Source organism: Microbacterium sp. SLBN-111 (assembly GCF_049739645.1).
GTDB lineage: Bacteria > Actinomycetota > Actinomycetes > Actinomycetales > Microbacteriaceae > Microbacterium.
Genome location: NZ_JBMGQH010000002.1, coordinates 1 through 22,913, shown reverse-complemented (window position 1 = coordinate 22,913; position 22,913 = coordinate 1). Strand labels below are relative to the sequence as shown.

The following is a 22,913-nucleotide window of genomic DNA, read 5'->3' as shown; positions in this document are numbered from 1 at the left end:
ATGACCCATGTCGTATGACCGACCAACACCCCGACGGCGGTCGATGCCCTCAATAACCTCCATCCCGGAGTTCTGGATGGAGGCGGTCGCGTGGCCCGACGACGCATGCCTGCGCACGAAGGGCAGCTGGCGTTCGACCTGTGGGGGATCCCCGAACCGGACGCCGACGCGCGCATCGACGCTGCACGCGCCGCACCCGCGCCACAACAGGGCCTTGCTGGTGGCAGCCGCAGCGTCGACCTTCCTCCGGAAGAAGCAGCGGGAGAGGACAGCGATGAACAAGTACGCCCGAATCGCGCAGGAGCACTGGCAGCGCCACGCGCCGAGCCGGTACGCGGCCCTGGAGGACCCGGAGAGCTACTTCCAGGACCTCGGGGAGACGGCGCTTACTCAGATCGCTCAGATGGAGGCCTATCTGGAGCGTCAGCTACCGACCGATCTGCCCTACCTCGATCGAGTACGACACCTGCAGTCGATCCGGCTCCAAGCGGAGGAGACCGTCCTGACCGACCTGGTCTACTCGGTGGAGAGCGAACCGACGACCCTCTCAGCCGAGCTGGAGGAGATCCTCGGCGAGCTGCCCCCGTTATCAACCGTTCTCGACTCGATCGACCGGATCCGACAAGAAGCGGAAGACGCGACCGAACAGGACGGCTTTTCGACAGTCTCGATGACCGCGGACCAGCAGGACCGAATCACGCGGCTGGAGGGCCTGCTCGTGCTGTTGAAGAACGTGGGAGACCCGGATCGGATGAGCGAGTCCGAGCTGGGGGATACGATCCGCGCTCTACGTCCTTACCTGAGGACCCCGCTCGCCCCCTGATCTTCCGTCCCGGTAGCCAGCAAGACCTTGCCCCGTCGGGACCCCGCGCGCGGTTCACAGCGAACATCGCCGCGATCCAGACCGCATTGCAGCTCGAGTTCGATCAGCGCCACGCGACATCCGAGGAGCAAGCAGTACTTGCTCGATGGAGCTCGTGGGGTGCGATCCCTCAGGTCTTCGACGATGACAACCCCGAATGGGCGGACCAGCGGGCGCAGCTACGCGACGTCCTCACGGACGAACAGTTCGCCGCGGCACGTCTGACGACTATCAACGCCCACTACACCCACGCTGCGTATGTCGAAGCGATGTGGCAGGCCGCCCGCGATCTTGGCTTCGACGGGGGAGCGGTCCTGGAACCGGGATCCGGATCCGGAACATTCATCGGTCTCGCCCCGTCGACCGCTCAGATGACCGGTATCGAGCTTGACCCGGTGACCGCGGCGATCGCCCGCGGCCTGTACCCTCACGCCGACATCCGGACCGAGAGCTTCGCCGACACACGGTTCCCCCGTGATCACTTCGACGCCGTCATCGGCAACGTCCCCTTCGCGAACGTCGCGCTCTATGACCCGCAGTTCAACGGGGCAGGGCACTCCATGCATAACCACTTCATCGTGAAATCGCTCGCGATGACCCGCCCCGGCGGCATCGCCGTAGTCCTCTCCAGCTCGTTCACGATGGATGCCGTCTACCCTGCCGCACGCCGTGAAATGAACAGCATGGCCGATCTGGTCGGCGCCATCCGCCTCCCGACTGGAGCCCACCGACGCGCCGCCGGCACGGACGCTCTGACCGACCTGTTGATCTTTCGACGCCGCGACCCCGGCACCCCGCCGGCAGACCCGACCTGGGAAACGGTCTCCGCTCATCGCATCGACGGTCACCTGATAAAGACGAACGCCTACTTCGACATCCACCCGGACCACGTCCTCGGCACCATACGCGTCGGACAGGGGATGTACGGCGACGCGACCGTCCACGTCGAGACGGACGCCCTCGCCGACGTGCCCGCGAGGCTTCAGGAGGCCCTCAGCGACGTTGTGCGGCGCGCACGCGAACAAGGCCAGGTGTGGGCACCCGCCACCGAAGCATCCCGCGAGCTCCGCGCACAGCGCGCCCAGGCGCACACCTCCCTATGGGACGGAACGATCATCGCGGGGGAGCGCGACACGTTCCAGATCGCGCACGCCGGGCAACTTCACGACTACCCCGTGCCGCGCGCCCAAGCCGCGGAGCTCCGTGCCCTGTTGCAGCTGCGCGACGGAGCACGAGCCCTTCTCAACGCAGAAGACACGAGCCTCGACGACAGCCCCGCGCTGGAAGAACAGCGCGCGTCCCTGCGCCAGGCGTACGAGACCTACGTCGACCGGTTCGGCGCTCTCAACCGGTACACCCTCCGCGGTACCGGCAGATACGAAACCATCACAGACCCTGTGACCGGCGAAGTCGCCCGAGACGCCGAGACCGGGGACCCGGTGCGCGGCGCCGAACTCACGGCCCGCGTCACCCCGCCCGCGCTCGTGAAGTTCCGGCAGGACCCGCAATCCGCCCTCGTGCGCGCCCTTGAGCGATTCGACGAAGAGACCCAGGCCTCCACCCCAGCCGCGCTCCTGCTGCAGCGTGTTGTCGTGCCACGGCCGCTCAAGCTCGGCGCGGAAACCCCGGCCGAAGCGGTCGCACTTTCTCTCGATCAGACCGGAGGCGTTGAACTCGAGGTCGTCTCCCGTCTCCTCGGCGTCGACCAACCCGAGGCGCGGGCCCTGCTCGGCGACCTCGTCTATGACGATCCCGACACCGGTGAGCTGGTCCACGCCCCCGAATACCTCTCCGGGGACGTCCGTACCAAGCTCGAGCAAGCCGAAGCCGCGGCCGCGGCCGACCCTCGCTTCGCGGTGAACGTCGATGCCCTCCGTGCCGTCATCCCCGACCCGATCGGAATCGATCAGATCGAGGCGCGCTTGGGGTCCGTGTGGATCTCCCCGGAGATCCACCAACAGTTCCTCAGCGAGATCCTGCACGACCGGACCGTCAGGGTCGAAAACCCCCTCCCCGGGGCCTGGGACGTCCGAGGCCAGAGGTACGGCCTCCGCGCTACCAACGAGTGGGGCACGACCCGTCGACCAGCGACGGACATCGCCCAAGCCGTCATGGAGCAACGTCGCATCGAAGTCACCGATGAGGTCGAAGGCCCCGACGGGGGCATCCGACGGGTCATCAACCCCGTCGAAACCACCGCCGCGCAGGAGAAAGCCGAGGCTCTGCAGGAACGCTTCAGCCAGTGGGTCTGGGAGGACCCCGCTCGCGCCGGCCACCTGGGGGAGATCTACAACCGTCGTTTCAACGCCATCCGCCTACGCGACTACACACAATCCGGTGACCACCTGACGCTGTCAGGTCTCACCGCCACCCTCACGCTCCGACCCCACCAGCGCGCGGCCGTTGCCCGCATGATCGCCGAACCCACCACGGGCCTTTTCCACCAGGTCGGCGCCGGCAAGACACTCGAGATGATCGTGGGTGCGTCAGAGATGCGCCGTATGGGTCTGATCACCAAGCCCGCCATCGTGGTCCCGAACCACATGCTCGAGCAGTTCTCCCGCGAATGGCTTCAGGCCTACCCGCAAGCCCGCATCCTCGCAGCATCCACTGACGACCTCGCTGGAGACAAACGCCGGCTGTTCGTCGCTCGCGCCGCGGCCAACGACTGGGACGCGATCATCCTCACCCAGACCGCATTCAAGAAGATCGGTCTGTCCTCCGAGTTCGAGCAGCGCTACATCCAGAGCGAGCTCGAGCAGCTGCGCAGCGCGCTCGAGCTGGCCAAGGAGGAGGGCGCCATGTCGGTCAAGCGCATCGAGAAGAGAGTCCTCGCCGTGGGGGAGCGGTACAAGCGCGCACTCGCCATGACCCGTGACCCTGGCATCAGTTTCGAGGACACCGGCATCGACTACCTCGTCGTCGACGAGGCCCACATGTACAAGAACCTCGCCACGATCAGCAACATTCAAGACGCCGCGATCGAAGGCAGCCAGCAGGCCACCGACCTGCACATGAAACTCGAGTACCTCCGGGAGCGGCATGGCGACCGCGTGGCCACGATGGCCACCGCAACACCGCTTGCGAACAGCATCACCGAGGCCTACGTGATGCAGCGTTACCTGCGGCCGGATCTGCTGGAGAAGGCGGGTGTCACCAGCTTCGACGGATGGGCAGCCACCTTCGGCTCACAGGTCACCGAGATGGAAATGGGGCCCGCCGGCGGGTTCCGGTTAAAGACACGCTTCGCGCGCTTCCAGAACGTGCCCGAGATGCTGCGCATGTGGCACGTGTTCGCCGACGTCAAGACGGGGGAGGACCTCAACCTCCCCGTCCCACAGATCGCGGCCCGCGCCTCCGACGGGAAGCGCGAGATCGAAACCGTAGTCCTGCAGCCCACCCCCGAACTGCAGGAGTACATCGCCGCGATCGCTGAACGCGCCGAACGCGTGGCATCCCGGCAGGTCGACAGCCGCGAAGACAACATGCTCCTCATCTCCACAGACGGACGGAAGGCCGCCCTCGACCTCCGACTCGTCGACGAGCGCGCCCACCAAAGCGGCCCCGTCAAGCTCGACGCCGTAGCCGCACGCATCCTCACCCACTGGCAACAGAACCGCCACCGCGAATACCTCGACGAAACCACCGGCACGCCCAGCCCCATCCGCGGATCCCTCCAGCTGGTGTTCAGCGACCTCGGAACCCCCAACGAACGACGCTGGGACGCCTACACCGAGCTGCGCGCGAAACTCATCGCCGGCGGGATGCCCCCCGACTCCATCCGGTTCATCCACGAAGCACGAGACGACAAAGCCAAAGGCCGGCTCTTCGCCGCCGCCCGAGCCGGACACGTCGCCGTGCTCATCGGATCGACCTCGAAGATGGGCGTCGGAACCAACGTCCAGAACCGGCTCAGCGCGATGCACCACATCGACTGCCCCTGGCGTCCCGCGGACCTTGAGCAGCGAGACGGGCGCGGCATCCGGCAAGGAAACCAGAACCACGAAGTCGCACTGTTCCGCTACGTCGTCGAGCGCAGCTTCGACGGCTACAGCTGGCAAACCGTCGCCCGCAAAGCCACCTTCATCGCCCAGGTCATGCGCGGCCGCCTCGACGTCCGCGAAATCGAAGACATCGGCGACACCGCGCTGTCCGCCGCCGAAGCGAAAGCCCTGGCATCCGGAAACCCGCTCGTCCTCGCCAAGGCCACAGCCGACGCCGCACTCGAAAAACTCCGCCGCCAGGAGACCGCCTACCACCGCGCCCAAAGCGTCGCCCAACACACCCGCACCCAGGCCCAGGCCCACGAGGCATCCGCCATCCACGACATTCACCTCCTGCGCGCCGCGCACACCCGCACCGTCGACATCGCCGGCGACGCGTTCCAAATGCACATAGGCGGCCGCACCTACACCTCCCGCGCCGACGCGGCCGCGGCGATCACCGAATGGGCGCGCGCCCATCACCCCGATATCGCCCAGGCCAGCGGCCGAGAACTCACGCTCGGCCGACTCGCCGGTCACGACGTCGTCGTCGCGTTCGAACGCGACACCGGCCCCGACTTCCGGCCCCTGACCGTCGCCCGCGTCTTCCTCGGGCCGCAGGTCCCCCTCTCCGGAAGCCGCCAACCCGCCGCCGACCTCCTCGACGCCGACCACGGGACCATCCGTGCCATCGAGAACAAGACCTCCGCGATACCCCGCAACATCGCCCGACGCGAGCAGGACCTCGTCGCAGCACGCAAGACGATCGCCGAAGCCGATACCGCCCTCTCCCGTCCCTTCCCCCACACCGACGCCCTCAAACAAGCCACCGCCCGCACGCGCGACATCGACGACGCCCTGGCCAAAGCCAACGAGGTACCCCCAGGCCCAGCCGCTCAACAACGGAGCATTCCGCCCGCAAGTCGCCCGACCGGACCGGTTGTCACCGCCGAGCAGGGGCGAGGGCCGACACTCCACCGCTGAGCTGCGCCGCTGACGCTTGCGGCGCCCCGGGGTTGCACTCCGTTCCAGGCTCCGTTCAGGCGTCGCGATTCCTGCGGAATCGCTCGGCGCCGGCAACCCGGGCGCGTCGGACAAGCCGCCACGCCCGGAACGCCGACGCGACCTGCACTACGCCCTCCACTACGTGCAAGGCGGCAGATGCCACCGAAAGCAGGCAGCTCGACGCAAGCGTCGAACTGCTCACTTTCGGGGCAATGAACAACGAACACGGACAGGCGAGAACATGAGCGACATGATCCAGGACGAGGTGATCGTCTGGTGCAAGTGCTTTCTTACAGTGAGCGCTATTCATCAGTTCTCACTTGCGGCTTGAGGGGGCACCAACGCGGTCGGGGCTCTGCATCGTCCGCGATCAGCAGGTGGCGTAGGTCTGTAACCACGGCAAGGGGTCGATGGCGGTGGTTCCGTCGAGGAGTACCTCGAAGTGCAGATGGGCTCCGAAGGAGCGCCCGGTGTTGCCGGTGCGGCCGATGTACTGGCCGACGCTCACTGCGTCGCCAACCGCGACTTGTCGGGAGCCGTACTCCATGTGGGCGTAGCGGGTCGAGACGAGCTGTCCATCGACGAGGTGATCGATGACGATGGTGACTCCGTAGGCTCCGCCGTTGTCGGTGGAGGTGCTGACGACTCCTTCGGCTATGGCTTGGATGTGGGCGCTGGCGCCGGGGACGAAGTCGGTGCCTTCGTGCATCTTGCCGTCGCGCATGCCGAACCCGTAGGTCATGGGGACGCCGACGGCGTAGGGCCATTGGATGGCGCAGTCGGGGTTGTTGGTGAACACCGCGCTGGAGTAGTTGGTGATACCCACGGTCCCGGCGAGATCCACGAGGGTGGCGGTGGAGTAGCCGTCGCGAGTGATGACGGGAACGGCCTGCGTCTGGCCGGGTGTGACGTACGCCTGGATGTCTTCGGACCGCGAACTGTCCACCGCGGTACTTGCCGGTTCGGCGTGCTCGTGGGGAAGCGCCTCGGCATCGACGGTCATCCCGATGGTCAGCAGCGCCACGAGCCCGAGGACGTTCATAGACAAGAACAGCGCCCGCGCCCGAGAGTGCGGCTGAGGATGGGCCGGGCTCAGGGCGCGGTCCGTGTTGGATGCGAATGAGGGCGCAGAAGCGGACCCGGACTGCGCAGCTGGTTGTGGCGTGAAGGAGAACAGGCGGGCCGCGGCCTCAAAGGCATCTAGCGGGGGTCCCGTGGGGGTGTGTGCACGGCCAGCGGGATCTTGCCTGGTTTCCTCGGAGGCGTATGCGCGGGTGCGGGCTTGCCGTCGGGTGAGGACGGCCTCGGGCTGTGTGGTCGCTGCGGGCGCGAGGGGCGCTTCGGCGCCAGTCCAGAGTCTTCTCCGGGAACGCACGGGTGGCTGGCCGGTGGTGGGTGGATGAGTGAGCAAGCGTGGTCTCTTTCGGGTGAGCCGATTAGTTGGCTGCGGGAGGAGGGAGCAGGGTGAGTCCGCTGTCGTCGACGACGAGGATGTCTCCGGCGTCGGTGATGGCGATTGCTTGGGCGGAGCCGTGAGCGGTTCCGACGTTCCGCCAGGTCGGATCACTGGCGCTGCTACTCCAGATGGTCTCCTTGCTGTCCACGCCCACGAGTCGCTGATAGTCAGGCGACACGGCCAGCGGATACAGGGTTGGCGCATCCGGCAACGGGGCGAATGCGGCGCCCCGGTCGATGCTGACCTGCAGCCCATCGGAGGTGGTGGCGAGAATGCGGCCGCTGGCGTCAACGGCGATCGCGAACACTTGCAGCCTGCTGCCGGTCGGGGTCCAGCTGACCCCACGGTCGGTGCTTTTCAGCAGCACGTTGTTGTCGGTCGACTGGGCGTAGAGGGTGCTGTCCGGGCCAGCGGTGAGGGCGTGGAAGTCTTTCTCGCCGGTGTACGCGACCGTGTCCCAGGTGATGCCGCCGTCACGGCTGCGAATGACGCCGAGGTTGTGTGCGCCCAGGTCGGTGGGTGTGCGGGTGCCGGGGTGGCCGGAAGCAATGAGGTCGCCGCCGAGCGCGGTCAGGCCCATGGCGTCGAGATTGTCGCTGCCGACGCGGATGCCGAGTTTCCCGTCCGCGGTGGCCGTGTAGAGGCCGTCGTGGGTGCCGAGTAGGAACCCGTCACCGTCCGGGGCGGGCACGATCGTGTGCACGTGCGGCATCGTGTCCGCGTGGTCGGTGCCGGTAGTGGGCGGCGGTCCGGCAGCGCACCCGGTGAGGGTCAGAGCGATAAGCGCGACGAGGCTTGCTGTCGCGCGCAGGGGAATGCGCATACGCACCCTTTCGAGTCCGGGGTGAGGGACACCGTTGCGGGTGCCCCTCACCGGGGGTGCGTTAGAGCTGTGCGAGCAGCTCCTGCATGGTGGCGATCTCGGCGGTCTGCGTGTCGATGATGGTCTGCGCCATTGCGATCGCGTCCGCGTTTTGGCCGTTGTCGACCTCGTCCTGCGCCATGGTGATGGCGCCCTCGTGGTGCGTGGTCATCTGCTCGAGGAACAGGCGGGATGCGTCGGTGCCGGTGGCGGCGTCGAGGGTTTGCATGTCGGCGTCGCTCATCATCCCGTCACCGTGGTCCATGCCGCCCATTCCACCCATGTCGCTGTCGGCGCCCCACTCTTCCAGCCATCCCTGCAGCTGTTCGATCTCGGGCTGCTGGGCGGCTTTGATCTGCTCCGCGAGCGTGATCACTCCGGCGTCGATGCCGTCTTTGGCGAGGATCATGTCGGCCATCTCGACGGCCTGCTGGTGGTGCGGGATCATCATCTGCGCGAACATCACATCCGCGTCGTTGAACTCCGCCATCACCACGGACGGTGAGGCGCTGCTGCTGCTGCCGTGGTCCATGCCCGGCATTGAGCCGGAACCGGCGGTGTTGCCGGCGCAGCCGGCGAGGGTGAGGGCGGTGGCCAGGGCTAGTGCGGCGGTCGCCGCGGTACGAATTCTCATCAGGGTTCTCCAAAAGGGGTACGTGAAGGGTGCGCCTGGTCAGGGAGACCGGCGTGCGTCAGTGGGAGCCTGCGGCAGGGTGGCCGAGGCTCGAACGCGTCACGTACGACTAATGCAGAGAGCGGTTAGAGAAGGAGGACGGGAAAGACCTGCGATGCCGGGCGGTGAGACTGCGGGCGGTCCCGGTCGGGGGAAAAGCGAGAGCCACTGGCGGACCGCGGCCGGGCGGGCCAGAAGCAGCACCGTCGCGAGCAGTGCGAGGACGCACGCCATCGCGAACATGCTCGAGTGGTCCGACCCGCAATCCACGCACCCGTCATCCACCGCGGCGGTTGCCGCAGCGTGAGAGTCGGTGCTCATCCCGGAGGAGTCGGCGGCCATAGAGGCGTGGTGGCCGGTTTCCGCGGCGGTGTGAGTGTTGAGGGAGTGCATGGCCAGCAGGCCGACGATGACCGCGCCGGTGAGAGCGATCAGCAGTAGCAGCGTGCGCGCCATCGAGCGGCCGGCCCGCAGTTGTTCTGTGAGTGCGATCAGCGACATGTCACCTCCCTCGTCCTTCCACGGTACGACACCCCGCTCAGTTGCGGCTAATGACAGACTCCGGGCTGAGGTCCAGACGCCGCAGCAGCTGGGCGTTGAGGGCGACCACGATGGTGGACAGCGACATCAGGATCGCTCCGACCGACATGGGCAGCACGAACCCGATCGGGGCGAGCACCCCGGCGGCCAGTGGGACGGAGAGGAGGTTGTAGCCGGCGGCCCACCACAGGTTCTGGGTCATCTTCCGGTAGCTAGCCCGAGATAGTTCGATCACCGACACCACCGAGCGGGGGTCGTCGGAGGCGAGGATCACCCCGGCAGAAGCGATCGCGACGTCGGTGCCGGCGCCGATCGCGATACCGACGTCCGCCTGTGCGAGGGCGGGGGCATCGTTCACCCCGTCACCGACCATTGCGACCTTCCGGCCTTCGCTCTGCAGCTGCTTCACCTTCGAGGCCTTGTCCTCCGGGCGGACACCGGCGAAGTACCGGTCGATGCCCAACTCGGTCGCTACGGACGCGGCGACGGCTTCCGCGTCACCGGTGATCATGACCACATGCACACCGCGCGCCTGCAGTGCGGTCACGGCCTCGCGAGATTCGGGGCGGATCTCGTCCGCAAGCCGCAACGCACCCGCCACCGTGCCATCGATCAGGACGTGCAGGATGATCGCGCCTTCTTCGCGCCACTGGTCCGCGACGGGCAGCTCACTCGCCCCTTCTTGCTCGAGGAGGTACGGGCCACCGACCTGCACGGTGCGCCCGTCGACCAGCGCCCGAACACCGACCGCGGGTGAGGATGCGAAGTCGCTGGAGCGCGGGACGGTGAGCTGGCGTTCTTTCGCGGCGTTGACGATAGCGCGGGCCAGGGGGTGCTCGGAGTCCGTTTCGGCGGCGGCTGCCAGGGAGAGGAGCTCGTCGGGGTTGATGCCCGCGGCGGGGTCGATGGCGGTGACGGCGGGGGTGCCCTTGGTGAGGGTGCCGGTCTTGTCGAACAGGACCGTGTTCACGGTGCGCATGCTCTCCAACGCCAGCCGGTCCTTGACCAGCACACCTGCCTTGGCGGCGCGTTCGGTGGCGATGGAGACCACCAGCGGGATTGCCAGCCCGAGGGCGTGCGGGCACGCGATTACCAGCACCGTGATGGTGCGAACGACAGCATCATCCGGGAAGCCCAGCAGCGTCCAGGCGATCGCGGTGATCGCGGCAGCGCCGAGGGCGAACCAGAACAGCCACCCGGCGGCACGGTCCGCGAGGCGCTGCGCACGGGAGGAGGAGTTCTGCGCCTCGGTGACCAGCTTCTGGATCCCGGCGAGAGCGGTGTCGGCACCGACCGCGGTGATCTCCACCCGCACCCCGGAGTCGGTAGCCACGGTCCCGGCGATTACCGGGTCGCCGTCGCTCCGGCGCACCGGGCGGGACTCTCCGGTGATCATCGACTCATCCATGCTTGCCGAGCCCTGCACGATCCGTCCATCCGCCGGTACTCGCCCGCCGGGGCGGACCACGACCACGTCCCCGACGAGCAGGTCCGCGGGAGCGACGGTCACGGTGGTGTCGCCGTCGACCTTCTCGGCCTCGTCGGGGAGGAGTGCGGCGAGGGAGTCGAGGGCGGAGGTGGTTTGGGCGAGCGAGCGCATCTCGATCCAGTGACCCAGGAGCATGATCACGATCAGCAGCGCCAGCTCCCACCAGAAGTCCAGCTCGTGGTCCAGCACGCCGAGGCTCGCACCCCAGGACGCGACGAACGCGACCGTGATCGCCAGGGCGATCAGCAGCATCATCCCGGGCTTGCGGGCGCGGAGCTCACTGACCGCGCCGGTGAGGAACGGCGCGCCACCCCACACGTACATCACCGTTCCGAGGACCGGGGAGACCCACCCGACCCATGCGGCATCGGGCAGCTGGTAGCCGAGCAGCATCGAGAACATCATCGAGAACCCGACGACCGGGACGGCGAGGATCAGCATGATCCAAAACAGCCGCCGGAACCGGGTCACATGGTCACCGTGACCCGCGTGGCCCCCGTGGTCGGCGTGCCCGTGATCGGAGTGCCCCGCTGCCGGCGCCTGGGCGTCATCGTGACCGGTATGGCCCATCGCAGCGTGGTCGTGGGCGGTGGCAGTCGCAGCGGCGTGATCGCTGTGGTTCACAGGGTGGGAAGAGTGATCGTGCTGGCTCATCAGAGCCTCCTTCGTTGCGTGGCGTCGAAGTGTTAGACCGAGGTGGCGGCCAGGGTGTAGCCGGCCTCTTCCACGGCTGCTTTCACGTCAGAGCTGCTGATCGGGGTCGAGCTGTTGATGGTGACGCGTGATGCGCCGCCGGGGTGTAGTTCGACGGTGACGTTCTGCACGCCTTTGATACCGGTGATCTCTTCGGTGACGCTGGATACGCAGTGCGCGCACGTCATTCCTGACACCAGCACGTCTTCGGTCACTGTTGGCGTCGCGTTGGCAGAGAGATCGGCGGGGGCAGAGGTCGTTGTGGCGCAGCAGGAGCAACCAGCGCTGCTGGTGTCTTTCAGGCCGAGGTCGATGCGGTCAGTCATGGTGTGTCCTCCGATAGGGGTTGGGGTGGTTTAGGAGCGGACTAGCCGCGCGATGGCGTCGTTGGCTTCGCGGATCTTCTCTGCAGCGACCTGGCCGCCCTCAGCGGATGCCTCGGCGACGCAGTGGCGCAGGTGATCGCCGAGCAGGGACAACGCGACCGTCTCGAGCGCCTTCGTCGCGGCGGACACCTGCGTGAGGATGTCGATGCAGTACTTGTCCTCATCGACCATCCGCGAGATGCCGCGCACCTGACCCTCGATGCGCCGCAGCCGCTGCTGCAGGTCGTCCTTGTTGCTGTCGTAACCGTTCACGTACATACCGTACCCCCCTAGGGTATGCAACGGGTCTCCGAACTGTGTATTCCCTCGCGGAGTTGACGGACACCTGCCTTTGACACAGTAGTATCTGCGTATGAGCGTAGATAAGCAATCATGCGGGTATCGTCCGGATAGTTCCTATGTGGAGCTCGCCGTGGAGGTGTTCGGAATGCTGGCAGACGCCACCCGCGTGCGGATCATCCTCGCTCTACAAAATGCGCAGGAGCTGTCGGTGAACAGCATCGCGGAGGCGGTCGACAAGTCGCCGGCCGGGGTGTCGCAGCATCTAGCCAAGCTGCGGCTGGCCCGCATCGTTGCGACCCGTCAGGAAGGGCAGAAAGTGTTCTACCGCTTGGAGAACGAGCACGCTTCCCGGCTGGTCGCCGACGCCATCTTCCAAGCCGAACACTCGCTCGGTGGCACCCCCCGCCACCACCACGCGGACCGAGTCAGCGAATGACAACCGGCCACGAACGCGACCACAAGGACCCGCACCACGATCACGACCACGTGCAGGGGGATCACGATCATGGCGGCGATCACAGTCATCCGACTGGTCTGAAGGGGTTCGTGTACGGCCTGTTCGTGCCGCACTCGCATGATGCCGCGGACTCGATCGATGACGCGATGGAAGCGAGTAGCTCCGGTATCCGCGTGTTGAAGATCAGCCTCCTCATCCTGCTGGCAACGACCATCCTCCAGGCGGCGGTCGTCATCTTCAGCGGTTCCGTCGCCTTGCTCGCCGACACCATCCACAACTTCTCCGATGCACTCACCGCTGTACCCCTCTGGGTGGCGTTCATCCTCAGCCGGCGCGCCGCATCCCGCCGCTATACCTACGGGCTGGGCCGCGCGGAAGACCTCGCGGGCTTATTCATCGTGTTCGTCGTCGCGCTGTCCGCGATTATCGCCGCATGGCAGTCCATCGACCGCATCATCCACCCGCAGCAGATCGGCAACATCGGTTGGGTGATAGCCGCTGGAATCATCGGCTTCCTCGGCAACGAAATCGTAGCCGTGTATCGGATCCGCGTCGGCCAGCGCATCGGCTCCGCCGCGCTCGTCGCGGACGGCATCCACGCCCGCACTGACGGCTTCACCTCACTCGCCGTCGTTGCCGGTGGAGTCGGTGTCTTGCTCGGCTTCCCCTTGGCTGACCCGATCGTCGGGTTGATCATCTCCGCCGCGATCTTCGTACTGCTCATCGGCACCGTCGGCAGCGTCGGCCGCCGCCTGCTCGACGGCGTGGAACCCGAACTTGTTGACCGCGTCGCGCACGCGCTCGACCAAGTCGACGGCATCGACCGCGTCGACCGGATCCGACTGCGGTGGAACGGGCACCGCCTCGAGGGAGACGCGATACTCACTGTCGATTCCAGGGCATCGCGAGCGCAGCTCGATAAGGTCAGCGTCAATGCGACACGCAGCGTTCGCGATCATCTGCCAAACGTAGATGAGTTCCTAGTCAGCACCCACGCAGTGCCACCAGGTCAGAAGCCGCCACACTCGTCGAGTAGTTAGATGCATCATTGCAACTTCGCTGGGAGCAGCTGACCATGCCAAAACCGCGAGAACATCAGCACGCTTGTCTACAGCCAGCCCTCCTGCGGCCAGTGCATCGCGACCTACCGAGCATTGGAATCGAAAGGCATCCGCTACCGCCTAGTCGACCTCAGCGAGCACCCCGAAGCCGTCGATTACATACAAGAACTCGATTCCAGATACATGCGAGCCCCCGTCGTCGTCGTCGACGACCAAGACCACTGGTCCGGCTTCCAACCCGCCGAGATCGACCGAATCGCCCAACACCGATCCTGACCCCCTGTCGCCGACAGATCAGCCGACAGCCTTCCTGCGATCGCTACGCTCGCGTGCTCGAGCGCGGATGATCCACAATCGGGCTGTGGAAGCAGAACCCGACGCACCCGACCCGCGGACGCCCGCCGAGGATCCAACATCCCGGCCACCCCTGTGGCGTCGGTTCGGGGTGCGAGTTACTGCCGGCGTCGTCGGGTATGTCATCGTCGGGGCGATCCTGCTTGCGAGCGTCCCCGACCGACTGTTGGCCAACTGGTTTCCTCATCTGGACGAGAAGGCGCGCGCGGCATTTCTGGGGCCTGCCGCCAATGTCGTCCTCTTCGCCCTGGGCGGGTCGATCGCGCTCGTCGGGGTCGGTCTCAGCCTGTCCCGACACCGTCAAGAAATTGAAGCCGCCGAACGCGACCGCCAGCGCCTCATCGACGACCGTGCCCGGGAGCAGGCGCGTCGCGACGAGGTCGAAGCCCAACGACGTATCGATACAGAGCGAGCGCTGCGAGAACGTTTCGTGACCACAGTGAAGCTCCTCGGCGAACCTGCCCTCGCCAACCGGCAAGCAGCCCTCTTTGCCCTCGGCGCTCTCGCAGACGACTGGGACGCCTTCGGGAAACCAGACGAGGTCCAGGTATGCATCGAGGTCCTCACCGGCTACCTCCGCGCACCGCGCACCGACGACATGCTCGTTCCCCTCACCGAGGAAGAGCACGACCAGCTCCTCCCCGACGAACGCCGCGACGCGCAACGCACCACCCCCCAGGAGGTGTCGGTTAAACAAGCGGGCTACTCAGTTATCAGCCGACACCTCGTAGCGGACGCGGATCCGCACTGGCATGGGCAATCGATCAACCTCGAAGGCGCACATCTCGACTTTGAAGTGACCTTACGGCGCGCGAATATCAACGGCACCGGCTCGCTGAACCTCTCAGGTGTGAACATCAGCGGTGCCGGCGGGGTGGACCTCTCTGGTGTGAATGTCAGCGGGACAGGTCGGGTGGACCTTCTCGAGGCGGAGGTCAGTGGCACCGGTCGGGTGGACCTGTCTGACGCGGAGATCAGCGCCACCGCCGGAGTGAATCTCTTCGGCGCGAAGGTCAGCAAGGATGGGGCGGTTATCCTGAACCACGCGCGGATCAGCGGTGCTGGGCGTGTAGAAGCCGAGACCGCGACAATCCGTGACCGGGCAATGGTCTACGTGTCGGGGGTGGAGATCAGCGACGTCGGTCTGATGGACCTCTCTGGCGCGGAGATCAGCGACGACGGTCTGATGGACCTCTCTGGCGCGGAGGTCAGTGGCACCGGTCGGGTGGACGTCTCTGGTGTGAAGATCACTGGCACTGGCAGGGTGGACCTCTCTTACGTGAAGGTCAGCGGAGAGGGAGTAGTGGCCGTCAGCCACGCGGAGATCAGCGGCGCCGGGCGTGTAGAAGCCAAAACTGCGACAGTCCATGAACGGGGGAGGGTAGACCTTTCTCACGCTGAGATCCGTGACACTGCCCGCGTGCACCTCTCTGGCGCGCAGGTCAGTGGCACCGGCCGGGTGGACGTCTCTGGTGTGAAGGTCAGTGGCACCGGCCATGTGGACGTCTCTGGCGCGCAGGTCAGTGGCACCAGCCGGGTGAACCTCTCTGGCGCGAAGGTCAGCGGAGAGGGGGTGGTGGCGCTCAGCTACGCGGAAATCAGCGGCGCCGGGCGTGTAGAAGCGAAAACTGCGACAGCCTATGAACGGGGGAGGGTATCCGTCTCTCACACGAATATCAGCGACGCTGGGGGGATGGACCTCTTTGGTGCGGAGGTTAGCGGCACCGCCGCGGTGCACTTCTATCGTGTGAAGATCGACGGCACCGGTCGGGTCGACCTCTCTGGCGCGAATATCGGGGGTACGGGCAAGGTCGAGCTCATTGCAACGAAGATATGCGGAGATGGGGCGGTGGCCCTCAACCACGCGGAAATCAGCGGTGCCGGGTATGCACGAGCTTGGGGCATGAGAATCTGTGACCGGGGGGTGCTAGACCTCTCTCACGTGAAGATCAGCGACACCGGCTGGTTGGAACTCTCCGGCGGGATCGATGACGCTGGCCGGGTGAACCTCGCTGATGCGGACATCCGCGACGCTGGCCGGGTGGACCTCTCTAGCCTGGATATGGGGGACACTGGCCGGGTGAACCTCGCTGGGGCGGAGATCCGCGACGGTGGGCTGGAAGGATACGGGGACAGATAGCAGCATGCTCGGGAAGGCGCTGCGATAGATATCGGCGACTAGATCTGCATCATTGCTTGGGCTCTATCGCGTGGTCCGGGGCACGCGCCGTTGATGCGGCTTATTCTGCGAGGGCGGGAGATGGCCACTCAGGCTAGCCCGGCCACTAACCGTCCCTGACCGGCGCATCATTTACGGTTGCTTCTCGATGGACCGGTTTGTCTCACGTACTCCGACCAGGTGCATTCCACTGCCAATTTCATCGCGTCCTCTGGGAAGTATCCGATCAGTTGCCGCGCGGCCGGGTCGTGATCGAAGGTCACGGAGCGGAGGAGCTTGCGGCCACGCACCTCGACGAGGCGGATGATCGCGATGCGCTTGCTCGTGTCGAACAGATACCAGACGCCCTGCTCAGGGGAGCGTTGCAGCTGCGACATGGGCGACCACACCTGCACCATCACCGGCCCCTAGCCTGCGACCTGGGTCACGAGCCGTTGATCCCGCCGCCAGGCACGGGCGCCGAGATGATCGCCCGATGTAGTCGCTCTGCCGCGACCTTCAACGACGTCGCCCACCCGATGAGCTGACCGCCGTACTCGACGCGGTACCGGGGCCCATCGTCGGTGCGGCGCAGCTCGATCGTTCCGGCGACCTCGTGTCGAGCGCCGAGCATGACCCAGTGTGCCGGGGGATCCTCGCGCGCGAGCAGCTGGGGGTGCCAGCGGGGACCGTCCTCACGCATGTCGGACAGTATCGAATATCTGTTCTATAGGTGCAAGTCGTGGATCTAAGGGTCAGCAGCTCGTCAGGCGCCCCCGCGGGCGTGTCCTACTCATCGAGGACACCGAGCGCGGGATGCGTGCGGACGGCGTCGGCGCCCGTGGTCTGGTGGACGGTGAGGAGCGCGACGGTGGGGATCGCAGCACCACGCAGCAGCAGTGGGGGAGTGGCCGCGAACTCGCACACGAGGGTGGCTTCGCCGACCTCGGGATGGATCGCCGTCATGGCCGCATACGGGAAGCTGAGCCACTTCTTTCCCGCGTGCACGGCGATCCGCCGGTCCGAGGCGACCACTCGGACAGACGCGGGCCGCCGCCAGAACCGCACGTACTGCGCCTCGAGCCAGGTGCGTTGACGTCGGTACGTGCCCGTGACTATGAGGCCCGCGCTCACGAACGCCGGCGTCCCCGTCGCCGAGGAATCCACCGCCGCGGTATACCGCGAGCACACCGCTCGGGTGTCGACGAAGAACGCCTCGCCCGGTTGCGGTGCAGGATCGTGCGGGGCGATCGCCTGCGGCATCCGCCCCGCAGCGAGACCCTCCCGGACGCGCTGCGCGCGGATCCACTCGCGGGAATAGGCCTGAGTGCGATTTACCCCGTTTTTGTCCGTCCGAGCACCCCCGGCCCGCCAGTCACGAGCATCGGCTGAAATGTTCAGCTCGGCGACGGCGGTAACCGCGGCCGCGATGATCGCGACGATCCCGCAGGCCCCCGCCCCCATACGCCAGAAGAGCGCGTAGTACGGCGCCTCCATGCCCGGCGCCGACCCCGCCCCTGCCCCGATCCCAGCGAGGATCAGGGCCAAGCCGCCAGGGATCAAGATCGACATGACCCGGGCGCGCTGCATGTGTCGACGTGCCTCGGTCTCGGAGCGCAAGGGCGGAGGTGTCATACCCTCACCCCACCATTCAGCCCTCGCGCGGCGGCCCCGAGCCGCCGTCCTCGGCGCGGAATTCACCCAGCTTGAAGCCTCTGTTGATCAGATCCGCGCACGCTGGTCGCGAGACGTCGAACGAACTAGTGGAGGGAAGGGCGCCGCTGTGGTTAGGTCGCCTCATGACGACGGGCCGGGATCGAGGCGTGGACTACTCCACCGAATGCACTGTGTGCATCAAGGTCGTCGAGGGAGGTCTTGAAAACCGCATCGTCTACGAGCGCCCCCAAGTGCAACTCCCGAATCGCCCCCTCACGCAGGCAGAACGAGCGCGCGCGTTGCAAGTCGCCAGTGACGACGAACTCACCGCTGAAGCCATGTGGATCTTCGACGATATGAAGCGCAAAGGTCGGATCGGTGAGATGGCCGAGCTGGGTGGCATCTTCATCGCTCGTACCGCTGCCGCTGCCCTCGAGATGAACCTCTGACTTCAACGGTCTGGCCACCGCGGTTTACTCTTCTGCGAGAATGCGCGGAGCTAGCATCTGCCTTACCTCGCGCATTGCGTAACGCTCGGCGAGCAGATCGAGGATCTCAAGCGGCGTCATCGGCGGAGCTGCGAACCGCTCGGACATGGCACGGATCGCGCGAACGCCGGCGTCGATGTGCGCGGATACACAGTTGGCAGCGAAGTCCGCGACGCTGACCACCTCTACGTGCGCTTCGATAAGCGCGGCGCTCGTCTCAAACTTGGCCTCCTTGTCGCCTGTGACCAGCGCGTCAGCCTTTCCGATGATCGCGGCATGGACGACGTGTCCGTCGAACTCGTCGACGATGTCGTAGCCGTACTCTCGCTCCCTGGGGGCCTCGATGAGCGCACCAGGGAATGCGCGCTGCATGTTCCCAAATAGGCGTGCCCGATATTCGGGCCTGCCTGGGAGCCCGCGTTTCTCATCGATGCGGGCGAGCACGTCGTCGAGCTCGCTCATGGTTCCGCTGCTCCACAACGGGGTATATGCGAGTTCCATCGCCAGGGACAGCAGGAAATCGCGCTGCTTACCGGGAACGAGGGCGACAGTATCGAGGACAGCGCGGTACACGTGCCGGAGTCTGCCACAGCCGGCGCGCCCCGCGCAGGGTTAGTGTCCTTTGCGTGCTGCCGCGACGAACGCGGCCGCCTCGTCGGGATCGACGTCGTCGTAAGCTTGGGAGCTCTCAGCGATGAAGTTGCTCCGCGCATGGTAGAGCAGGTCGCGGTACGCGAGTACGTCAGCTAGACGCAGTTTCCGGCGCTGCTTCCCGGGGATGGTTGCCATCAGGTCGCCCTGCTCGATGAGCTTGACAATCGTCGGTCGGCTGATGCCAAGCAAGTCGGCAGCCTGTTGAGTGCTGATCTCCTTGTCGCGCGCGACGACGCTCACCGACTGGCCCTGGCTTAGTGCCTCAGCGACGTCTTTGAGGATTCGGAACAGCGGCTCAGTCAATTCGACGCGGTCGCGCTCGTCAGGCCCACTGAGGTAGAAGTCGGGCGTGGGTGCAGGTGCCGGCAGGGGCGTCCGCGCCGCCGCCAGGTGCGACAGGTGAGCATCGAAGAAGCGCACAACCCGTGCGGTGCGCTCGCGCTCCTCGGGGGCGGGCATGACCATGTCCAGTGTTGCAGTGCTCATGAGGTCCACCCTTCCGTCGAGTGCTACCAACCTATCACGTTGCGCAAGTTACGAAAGCGCCGCCGCGAAACTCCTGATTCGAGCTGAAGCAGTCGTCAAACGTGCTGAATGCTCAAACCGGGGCCCATCGTGAGTGCGAGGATGTCGACATGCCGACGCCGCGCCACATGACACGCCCTCCCTCGCGTCTGCGCCCAGGTGCCTCACCTACTAGCAAGGGAAGGCGCCAATGGTCGATAAGACTGACGGCGTAGAGGGGACGCCTCTCACCGATCCGGGGCCGCCCTCGCAGGCGACTCGTCGACGGCGACTCCCGCCCTTGTGGTGGCTCTTCACGGCAGTCGGGCTCGTCGGCGGAGTGATCGCGGGACGCTCCATTCCGCCGCCGTACCCGGACGGGCAGTGGTGGGGAACGTTTCTCACGTCGGCGGGATTCGGTGGCAGCCTCGCGGTTGTGGGCGCAAGCATCGCCGCGGCGATTGCATTCCACAACTCCCGCAGTGACCGCCAGCAGAAGCAGGACGCCGACGACCTGGCCCAATGGTGGGGGCGGTTCACCTGGGCGTGCGAGAAGGCAGTCAGCACTAAGCGGGGGGAGTCCGAGATGGGCTTGTCCGTTCTCTCAGCGTTGATAGATGCGCCGTGGGCGAGGGACGAGGATAATGAAATGGCGATCGGGGTGGCCAACGTCATCAACGACGCGATGAAGGCAGCGCCGACCAAGAGGTGGTGGCAACGATGAGCGGGTACAGCGAACGGTCCCAGAAGCTAGCCGAGGAGCTGGCCGAGAAGGCTGCGAAGAACCTTCGCCGCTCCGGCCGCACCGTCGAGCGCAGCGCCATCACAGGCCGCTACGTCGTCGGCCGAAAAGGCGGCGGCGAGACCGTTGTCAAGAGAGATGGGTCCGGCAGCTCGATCACCCGCCGTAACGGCTGAGGTTTCCAGGTGTGCAGCGGTCTGCGTGGCAGCACGGGGTGATTACCCCGGCAGGAGCTCAAAACCGTCGGTAGATACGAGCTTTAGTTTCTGGCCGCTGATGGCGGCCTTCTTGTGCAGGATGACGAAGTTGAGTCGTCCGTTGGTGAAACCCTCGGCGATGAATCTGATCTTCCCACGGGTTGTGTCCAAGGTGACCTCGCATGGGGGCACGCTTCCGGTCTGAAGGCTGAGAAGCGCTGTCAGCTCCGGGTAGGTCGTCGAGCCGACCCTCTTGTGGAGCATCGACGTGAGTTGGCCGTATTGCTTCCGGAATCGAGGTGATTCGAAGCTCTGTGTGTCGAACACCTCGACGGTGCCGCCAGTCTTGGAGTAGCGGCTGGTGGTCATGACTGCGATGGCATGGGTGCTGTCTTCCACATACTTGCGGATCGACGCGTGCGCGGAGACGCCGTACTGGGGGGCGAGGTGGAGGGCGACCTCGAGGCCGGGGGAGTAGCTGTCGGCGTGAGAGGTAAATCGGCCGGCGCCGAAGAGCAGCTCCGCGGAGAACTGATTCGCTTCCTGTTCCAGGATCTCCTTAGTCGCGGGATCGAGCGTCGAGTCGTCCTCTCCATAGAACGCCGCTTCGTGCCAGGGGAGCGCGTCGTGTCCGATCTCATGTGCCTCCGTGAAGCGCTGCCGCGGCACAGAGACGGTGCGATCGATGTAGTACTCACGCTTGGGGATCGAGAGCAGCCCAAGGACCTTGCCGCTGAGCTTCTTGATGACATCTCGGAAGCGTCGGGGTGTTTCCTGCCCGAGCTCGAACAGGTCGCGTCGGCGCAGGCCAACGGCGGCCGCGACTTGCTCCACCGGGATTCGGGAAACGTCTTCGAGCCCCGCAGCAGTCAGAGCACCTTTCGCGTACTGGCGAATTTTCTCCTTGGGGGCGGCACCGTCAGGCATGGCTAGCGCTTGCTCTTGAGGTAGTTCAGGTAGTCCATCAGATCCTTTCTCTCGTCCTCGGTGAGGTCTTCGAGGGCTCGGAGCGGGATGCCGTTCAGTGACTCAGGTGTCTGGGCTGCGTTGGATGGCACACGGTGGCCCGCCATCCCCAGCAGGTTGGAGTACTCGATCCCGTACAGCTCTGCGAGCTGAAAGAGCACGTTCGGGGCGGGCTTTGCGATCATCTGGTTCTCGATCTGCGACAGGTACCCGTTGGTGATGTCCGTTCTGGCCTCGACGTCGCGCAGCGTCAGCCCGACGGCCCGGCGCGCGCTCTTCAGGAAGGGGCCGAGGTCGTTGGAGACGGGGGTTGCACGAGGAGTCATGATGCCATTCTTGCGCAGTTAACCAAGCCTTGCATCGATGGGTTTGCAATCCCCGGGATTCTTGCGTAGTCTGCTAAGCAATGCAGGCGACAGCTTGCAGGACTGTCTCAACACCAATCACAGAAAGGCCACTCATGGCACACCGCAGCGCGATCTCTGGTCGCTACATCTCCAACGCCGCCGCCGCGCGTCACCCGCGCACCAGTGTCACCGAGAGCGGTGCGAACCGCTCGAGCGGCACGCACCATCGCAGCGCGATCTCGGGTCGCTTCATCACGCCCGCAGCCGCCGCGCGCCACCCCAACACCAGCATCACCGAGCAGGGCTGACGTGGGGCAAGCCTTTCGCATGTCAGCAAACTGACATAAGATTCATTATCGGCTTTTCAGCGACGGTTCGATCATCGCCGCCGAGCCACAGCGGCCCCGCCCTGCACGCTCACGCGATGAGCTTCAGCAACCGCTGTAGCTCGCGAACGTGGCGAGGGTTGTCAGGATCGACACCACGATCAAGCACCGCACCAATGCGTGCGCGAGGCAGCTGAAAGCTGACAAAGGGTCCGCGCGGTAGATCGTCGTCGGGTATGAGGTCGTCCTCATCCAGCTCGACACGATAGAGCCAGCCTCGGCCCTTGCCTGGCTCGCGTTTTGCCCAGTATGCCGCTGCGGCGGCGCCGAGCGAACGCTCGGTAGTGACGTAGACCAAGTCAGCCGCGGTGGTGATTCGGTGGAACCCAGCACGCTCAGAATCACTCTTCATGCTCGTCGCACCTGTCTGCGCCGGCGGAAGTATGAACTCGCCCGGTCGCAGGCCGGGGAACCCGCCGTGGAACAACCGGACGCGACCCGCGCGGATCTGGTCGTTCAGCGAACGCAACTCGGTGGGGTCCATGATCTCAAGATATCGACGCTCCATCCCTCGGGTGTGCGCGTGGACATTCGGGATGCAATACGAGAGGGGAGCAATAGCTCTCCCTCCCGTATTGCAAGTAGCAGGGCAAGCGTTAGATGAGAATGAGTTCGCGTACGTCCTTGCGATCGGGGTCTACAGTCTGCACCTTTCGCCCTTCAGTCACCTCATCGTCGAGGTACTTCGCAATCGCGATTGCTCGACGGACGG

General features: G+C 65.7%; 25 protein-coding genes. 10 read left to right on the top strand and 15 right to left on the bottom strand.

Annotated features, from left to right (window positions below; genetic code table 11):
* Window positions 1-7 precede the first annotated feature (7 nt).
* The gene (locus RKD05_RS17740) at window positions 8-823 is read left to right on the top strand and encodes a hypothetical protein (RefSeq protein WP_424711939.1); all 816 of its coding nucleotides are present in this window, start codon (window positions 8-10) and stop codon (window positions 821-823) included.
* Window positions 824-909: 86 nt separating this feature from the next.
* Window positions 910-5,829, top strand: a complete 4,920-nt coding sequence (locus RKD05_RS17735) for a helicase (RefSeq protein WP_424711937.1) — start codon at window positions 910-912, stop codon at window positions 5,827-5,829.
* A gap of 391 nt (window positions 5,830-6,220) precedes the next feature.
* On the opposite strand, the gene RKD05_RS17730 is transcribed toward RKD05_RS17735, so the two are convergent.
* From RKD05_RS17730 to RKD05_RS17700, 7 genes are all read right to left on the bottom strand, one after another.
* Window positions 6,221-6,892, bottom strand: a complete 672-nt coding sequence (locus tag RKD05_RS17730; RefSeq protein WP_424711990.1) for a M23 family metallopeptidase — start codon at window positions 6,890-6,892, stop codon at window positions 6,221-6,223.
* 394 nt (window positions 6,893-7,286) lie between these two features.
* Complete coding sequence (locus tag RKD05_RS17725) at window positions 7,287-8,129, bottom strand: F510_1955 family glycosylhydrolase (protein WP_424711935.1); 843 nt, start codon at window positions 8,127-8,129, stop codon at window positions 7,287-7,289.
* 61 nt (window positions 8,130-8,190) lie between these two features.
* Entirely contained in the window at window positions 8,191-8,802 is a 612-nt protein-coding gene (locus tag RKD05_RS17720; RefSeq protein WP_424711933.1) for a DUF305 domain-containing protein, read from the bottom strand.
* Between the two features lie 99 nt (window positions 8,803-8,901).
* Entirely contained in the window at window positions 8,902-9,342 is a 441-nt protein-coding gene (locus tag RKD05_RS17715; protein WP_424711932.1) for a DUF6153 family protein, read from the bottom strand.
* 37 nt (window positions 9,343-9,379) lie between these two features.
* Entirely contained in the window at window positions 9,380-11,524 is a 2,145-nt protein-coding gene (locus RKD05_RS17710) for a heavy metal translocating P-type ATPase (RefSeq protein ID WP_424711930.1), read from the bottom strand.
* 32 nt (window positions 11,525-11,556) lie between these two features.
* Complete coding sequence (locus RKD05_RS17705) at window positions 11,557-11,889, bottom strand: heavy-metal-associated domain-containing protein (protein ID WP_424711929.1); 333 nt, start codon at window positions 11,887-11,889, stop codon at window positions 11,557-11,559.
* Between the two features lie 30 nt (window positions 11,890-11,919).
* Entirely contained in the window at window positions 11,920-12,201 is a 282-nt protein-coding gene (locus tag RKD05_RS17700; RefSeq protein WP_091493920.1) for a metal-sensitive transcriptional regulator, read from the bottom strand.
* A gap of 100 nt (window positions 12,202-12,301) precedes the next feature.
* Between RKD05_RS17700 and RKD05_RS17695 the strand changes: the two genes are divergently transcribed.
* The 4 genes from RKD05_RS17695 (at window position 12,302) to RKD05_RS17680 (ending at window position 16,243) form a co-directional block, all read left to right on the top strand.
* Entirely contained in the window at window positions 12,302-12,667 is a 366-nt protein-coding gene (locus RKD05_RS17695) for an ArsR/SmtB family transcription factor (protein ID WP_424711927.1), read from the top strand.
* On the top strand, window positions 12,664-13,728 hold the full coding sequence (locus RKD05_RS17690; protein WP_424711925.1) for a cation diffusion facilitator family transporter: 1,065 nt from the start codon (window positions 12,664-12,666) through the stop codon (window positions 13,726-13,728). The genes RKD05_RS17695 and RKD05_RS17690 overlap by 4 nt, the downstream gene beginning before the upstream one ends.
* A 54-nt stretch (window positions 13,729-13,782) precedes the next feature.
* Window positions 13,783-14,025 (top strand): glutaredoxin domain-containing protein, encoded by a 243-nt coding sequence (locus tag RKD05_RS17685; RefSeq protein ID WP_424711988.1) that lies wholly within the window; start codon window positions 13,783-13,785, stop codon window positions 14,023-14,025.
* A gap of 85 nt (window positions 14,026-14,110) precedes the next feature.
* Window positions 14,111-16,243, top strand: a complete 2,133-nt coding sequence (locus RKD05_RS17680; protein ID WP_424711923.1) for a hypothetical protein — start codon at window positions 14,111-14,113, stop codon at window positions 16,241-16,243.
* A gap of 167 nt (window positions 16,244-16,410) precedes the next feature.
* On the opposite strand, the gene RKD05_RS17675 is transcribed toward RKD05_RS17680, so the two are convergent.
* The 3 genes from RKD05_RS17675 to RKD05_RS17665 form a co-directional block, all read right to left on the bottom strand.
* On the bottom strand, window positions 16,411-16,680 hold the full coding sequence (locus RKD05_RS17675) for a hypothetical protein (RefSeq protein WP_424711922.1): 270 nt from the start codon (window positions 16,678-16,680) through the stop codon (window positions 16,411-16,413).
* Between the two features lie 26 nt (window positions 16,681-16,706).
* Window positions 16,707-16,964: a hypothetical protein gene (locus RKD05_RS17670; RefSeq protein WP_424711921.1), complete on the bottom strand. Its 258-nt coding sequence runs from the start codon at window positions 16,962-16,964 to the stop codon at window positions 16,707-16,709.
* Between the two features lie 86 nt (window positions 16,965-17,050).
* Window positions 17,051-17,758 (bottom strand): hypothetical protein, encoded by a 708-nt coding sequence (locus tag RKD05_RS17665; RefSeq protein ID WP_424711919.1) that lies wholly within the window; start codon window positions 17,756-17,758, stop codon window positions 17,051-17,053.
* A gap of 326 nt (window positions 17,759-18,084) precedes the next feature.
* On the opposite strand from RKD05_RS17665, the gene RKD05_RS17660 reads away from it, so the two are divergent.
* The gene (locus tag RKD05_RS17660; RefSeq protein WP_424711918.1) at window positions 18,085-18,366 is read left to right on the top strand and encodes a hypothetical protein; all 282 of its coding nucleotides are present in this window, start codon (window positions 18,085-18,087) and stop codon (window positions 18,364-18,366) included.
* 24 nt (window positions 18,367-18,390) lie between these two features.
* Here RKD05_RS17660 and RKD05_RS17655 read toward each other — a convergent pair whose 3' ends face one another.
* Window positions 18,391-18,978, bottom strand: a complete 588-nt coding sequence (locus RKD05_RS17655) for a PIN domain-containing protein (RefSeq protein ID WP_424711916.1) — start codon at window positions 18,976-18,978, stop codon at window positions 18,391-18,393.
* 39 nt (window positions 18,979-19,017) lie between these two features.
* Window positions 19,018-19,545, bottom strand: coding sequence for an excisionase family DNA-binding protein (locus tag RKD05_RS17650; protein WP_424711914.1), 528 nt, complete (start codon window positions 19,543-19,545; stop codon window positions 19,018-19,020).
* A gap of 229 nt (window positions 19,546-19,774) precedes the next feature.
* Here RKD05_RS17650 and RKD05_RS17645 point away from each other — a divergent pair, with 229 nt between their 5' ends.
* Entirely contained in the window at window positions 19,775-20,287 is a 513-nt protein-coding gene (locus RKD05_RS17645; protein WP_424711912.1) for a hypothetical protein, read from the top strand.
* Complete coding sequence (locus RKD05_RS17640) at window positions 20,284-20,481, top strand: hypothetical protein (RefSeq protein WP_424711910.1); 198 nt, start codon at window positions 20,284-20,286, stop codon at window positions 20,479-20,481. Before RKD05_RS17645 ends, RKD05_RS17640 begins: the two co-directional genes overlap by 4 nt.
* Before the next feature lie 42 nt (window positions 20,482-20,523).
* Here RKD05_RS17640 and RKD05_RS17635 read toward each other — a convergent pair whose 3' ends face one another.
* A complete protein-coding gene (locus RKD05_RS17635; RefSeq protein WP_424711909.1) occupies window positions 20,524-21,429 on the bottom strand; it encodes an ImmA/IrrE family metallo-endopeptidase in 906 nt (301 codons plus the stop codon).
* A 2-nt stretch (window positions 21,430-21,431) separates the two neighbouring features.
* Window positions 21,432-21,794 (bottom strand): helix-turn-helix domain-containing protein, encoded by a 363-nt coding sequence (locus RKD05_RS17630; protein ID WP_424711908.1) that lies wholly within the window; start codon window positions 21,792-21,794, stop codon window positions 21,432-21,434.
* Window positions 21,795-21,928: 134 nt separating this feature from the next.
* Between RKD05_RS17630 and RKD05_RS17625 the strand changes: the two genes are divergently transcribed.
* Complete coding sequence (locus RKD05_RS17625) at window positions 21,929-22,123, top strand: hypothetical protein (protein ID WP_424711906.1); 195 nt, start codon at window positions 21,929-21,931, stop codon at window positions 22,121-22,123.
* 109 nt (window positions 22,124-22,232) lie between these two features.
* Here the strand turns inward: RKD05_RS17625 and RKD05_RS17620 are convergent, their stop codons facing one another.
* Window positions 22,233-22,685: a hypothetical protein gene (locus tag RKD05_RS17620; RefSeq protein WP_424711905.1), complete on the bottom strand. Its 453-nt coding sequence runs from the start codon at window positions 22,683-22,685 to the stop codon at window positions 22,233-22,235.
* Window positions 22,686-22,913: the final 228 nt, after the last annotated feature.

Coding starts and splice junctions, on each gene's coding strand:
- RKD05_RS17740 (WP_424711939.1), top strand. CDS start 8: ATGTCGTATGACCGACCAACACCCCGACGGCGGTCGATGCCCTCAATA.
- RKD05_RS17730 (WP_424711990.1), bottom strand. CDS start 6,892: ATGAACGTCCTCGGGCTCGTGGCGCTGCTGACCATCGGGATGACCGTC.
- RKD05_RS17725 (WP_424711935.1), bottom strand. CDS start 8,129: ATGCGCATTCCCCTGCGCGCGACAGCAAGCCTCGTCGCGCTTATCGCT.
- RKD05_RS17720 (WP_424711933.1), bottom strand. CDS start 8,802: ATGAGAATTCGTACCGCGGCGACCGCCGCACTAGCCCTGGCCACCGCC.
- RKD05_RS17715 (WP_424711932.1), bottom strand. CDS start 9,342: ATGTCGCTGATCGCACTCACAGAACAACTGCGGGCCGGCCGCTCGATG.
- RKD05_RS17710 (WP_424711930.1), bottom strand. CDS start 11,524: ATGAGCCAGCACGATCACTCTTCCCACCCTGTGAACCACAGCGATCAC.
- RKD05_RS17705 (WP_424711929.1), bottom strand. CDS start 11,889: ATGACTGACCGCATCGACCTCGGCCTGAAAGACACCAGCAGCGCTGGT.
- RKD05_RS17695 (WP_424711927.1), top strand. CDS start 12,302: ATGAGCGTAGATAAGCAATCATGCGGGTATCGTCCGGATAGTTCCTAT.
- RKD05_RS17690 (WP_424711925.1), top strand. CDS start 12,664: ATGACAACCGGCCACGAACGCGACCACAAGGACCCGCACCACGATCAC.
- RKD05_RS17675 (WP_424711922.1), bottom strand. CDS start 16,680: ATGGTGCAGGTGTGGTCGCCCATGTCGCAGCTGCAACGCTCCCCTGAG.
- RKD05_RS17670 (WP_424711921.1), bottom strand. CDS start 16,964: ATGCGTGAGGACGGTCCCCGCTGGCACCCCCAGCTGCTCGCGCGCGAG.
- RKD05_RS17665 (WP_424711919.1), bottom strand. CDS start 17,758: ATGGAGGCGCCGTACTACGCGCTCTTCTGGCGTATGGGGGCGGGGGCC.
- RKD05_RS17650 (WP_424711914.1), bottom strand. CDS start 19,545: ATGAGCACTGCAACACTGGACATGGTCATGCCCGCCCCCGAGGAGCGC.
- RKD05_RS17645 (WP_424711912.1), top strand. CDS start 19,775: ATGGTCGATAAGACTGACGGCGTAGAGGGGACGCCTCTCACCGATCCG.
- RKD05_RS17640 (WP_424711910.1), top strand. CDS start 20,284: ATGAGCGGGTACAGCGAACGGTCCCAGAAGCTAGCCGAGGAGCTGGCC.
- RKD05_RS17635 (WP_424711909.1), bottom strand. CDS start 21,429: ATGCCTGACGGTGCCGCCCCCAAGGAGAAAATTCGCCAGTACGCGAAA.
- RKD05_RS17630 (WP_424711908.1), bottom strand. CDS start 21,794: ATGACTCCTCGTGCAACCCCCGTCTCCAACGACCTCGGCCCCTTCCTG.
- RKD05_RS17625 (WP_424711906.1), top strand. CDS start 21,929: ATGGCACACCGCAGCGCGATCTCTGGTCGCTACATCTCCAACGCCGCC.
- RKD05_RS17620 (WP_424711905.1), bottom strand. CDS start 22,685: ATGGACCCCACCGAGTTGCGTTCGCTGAACGACCAGATCCGCGCGGGT.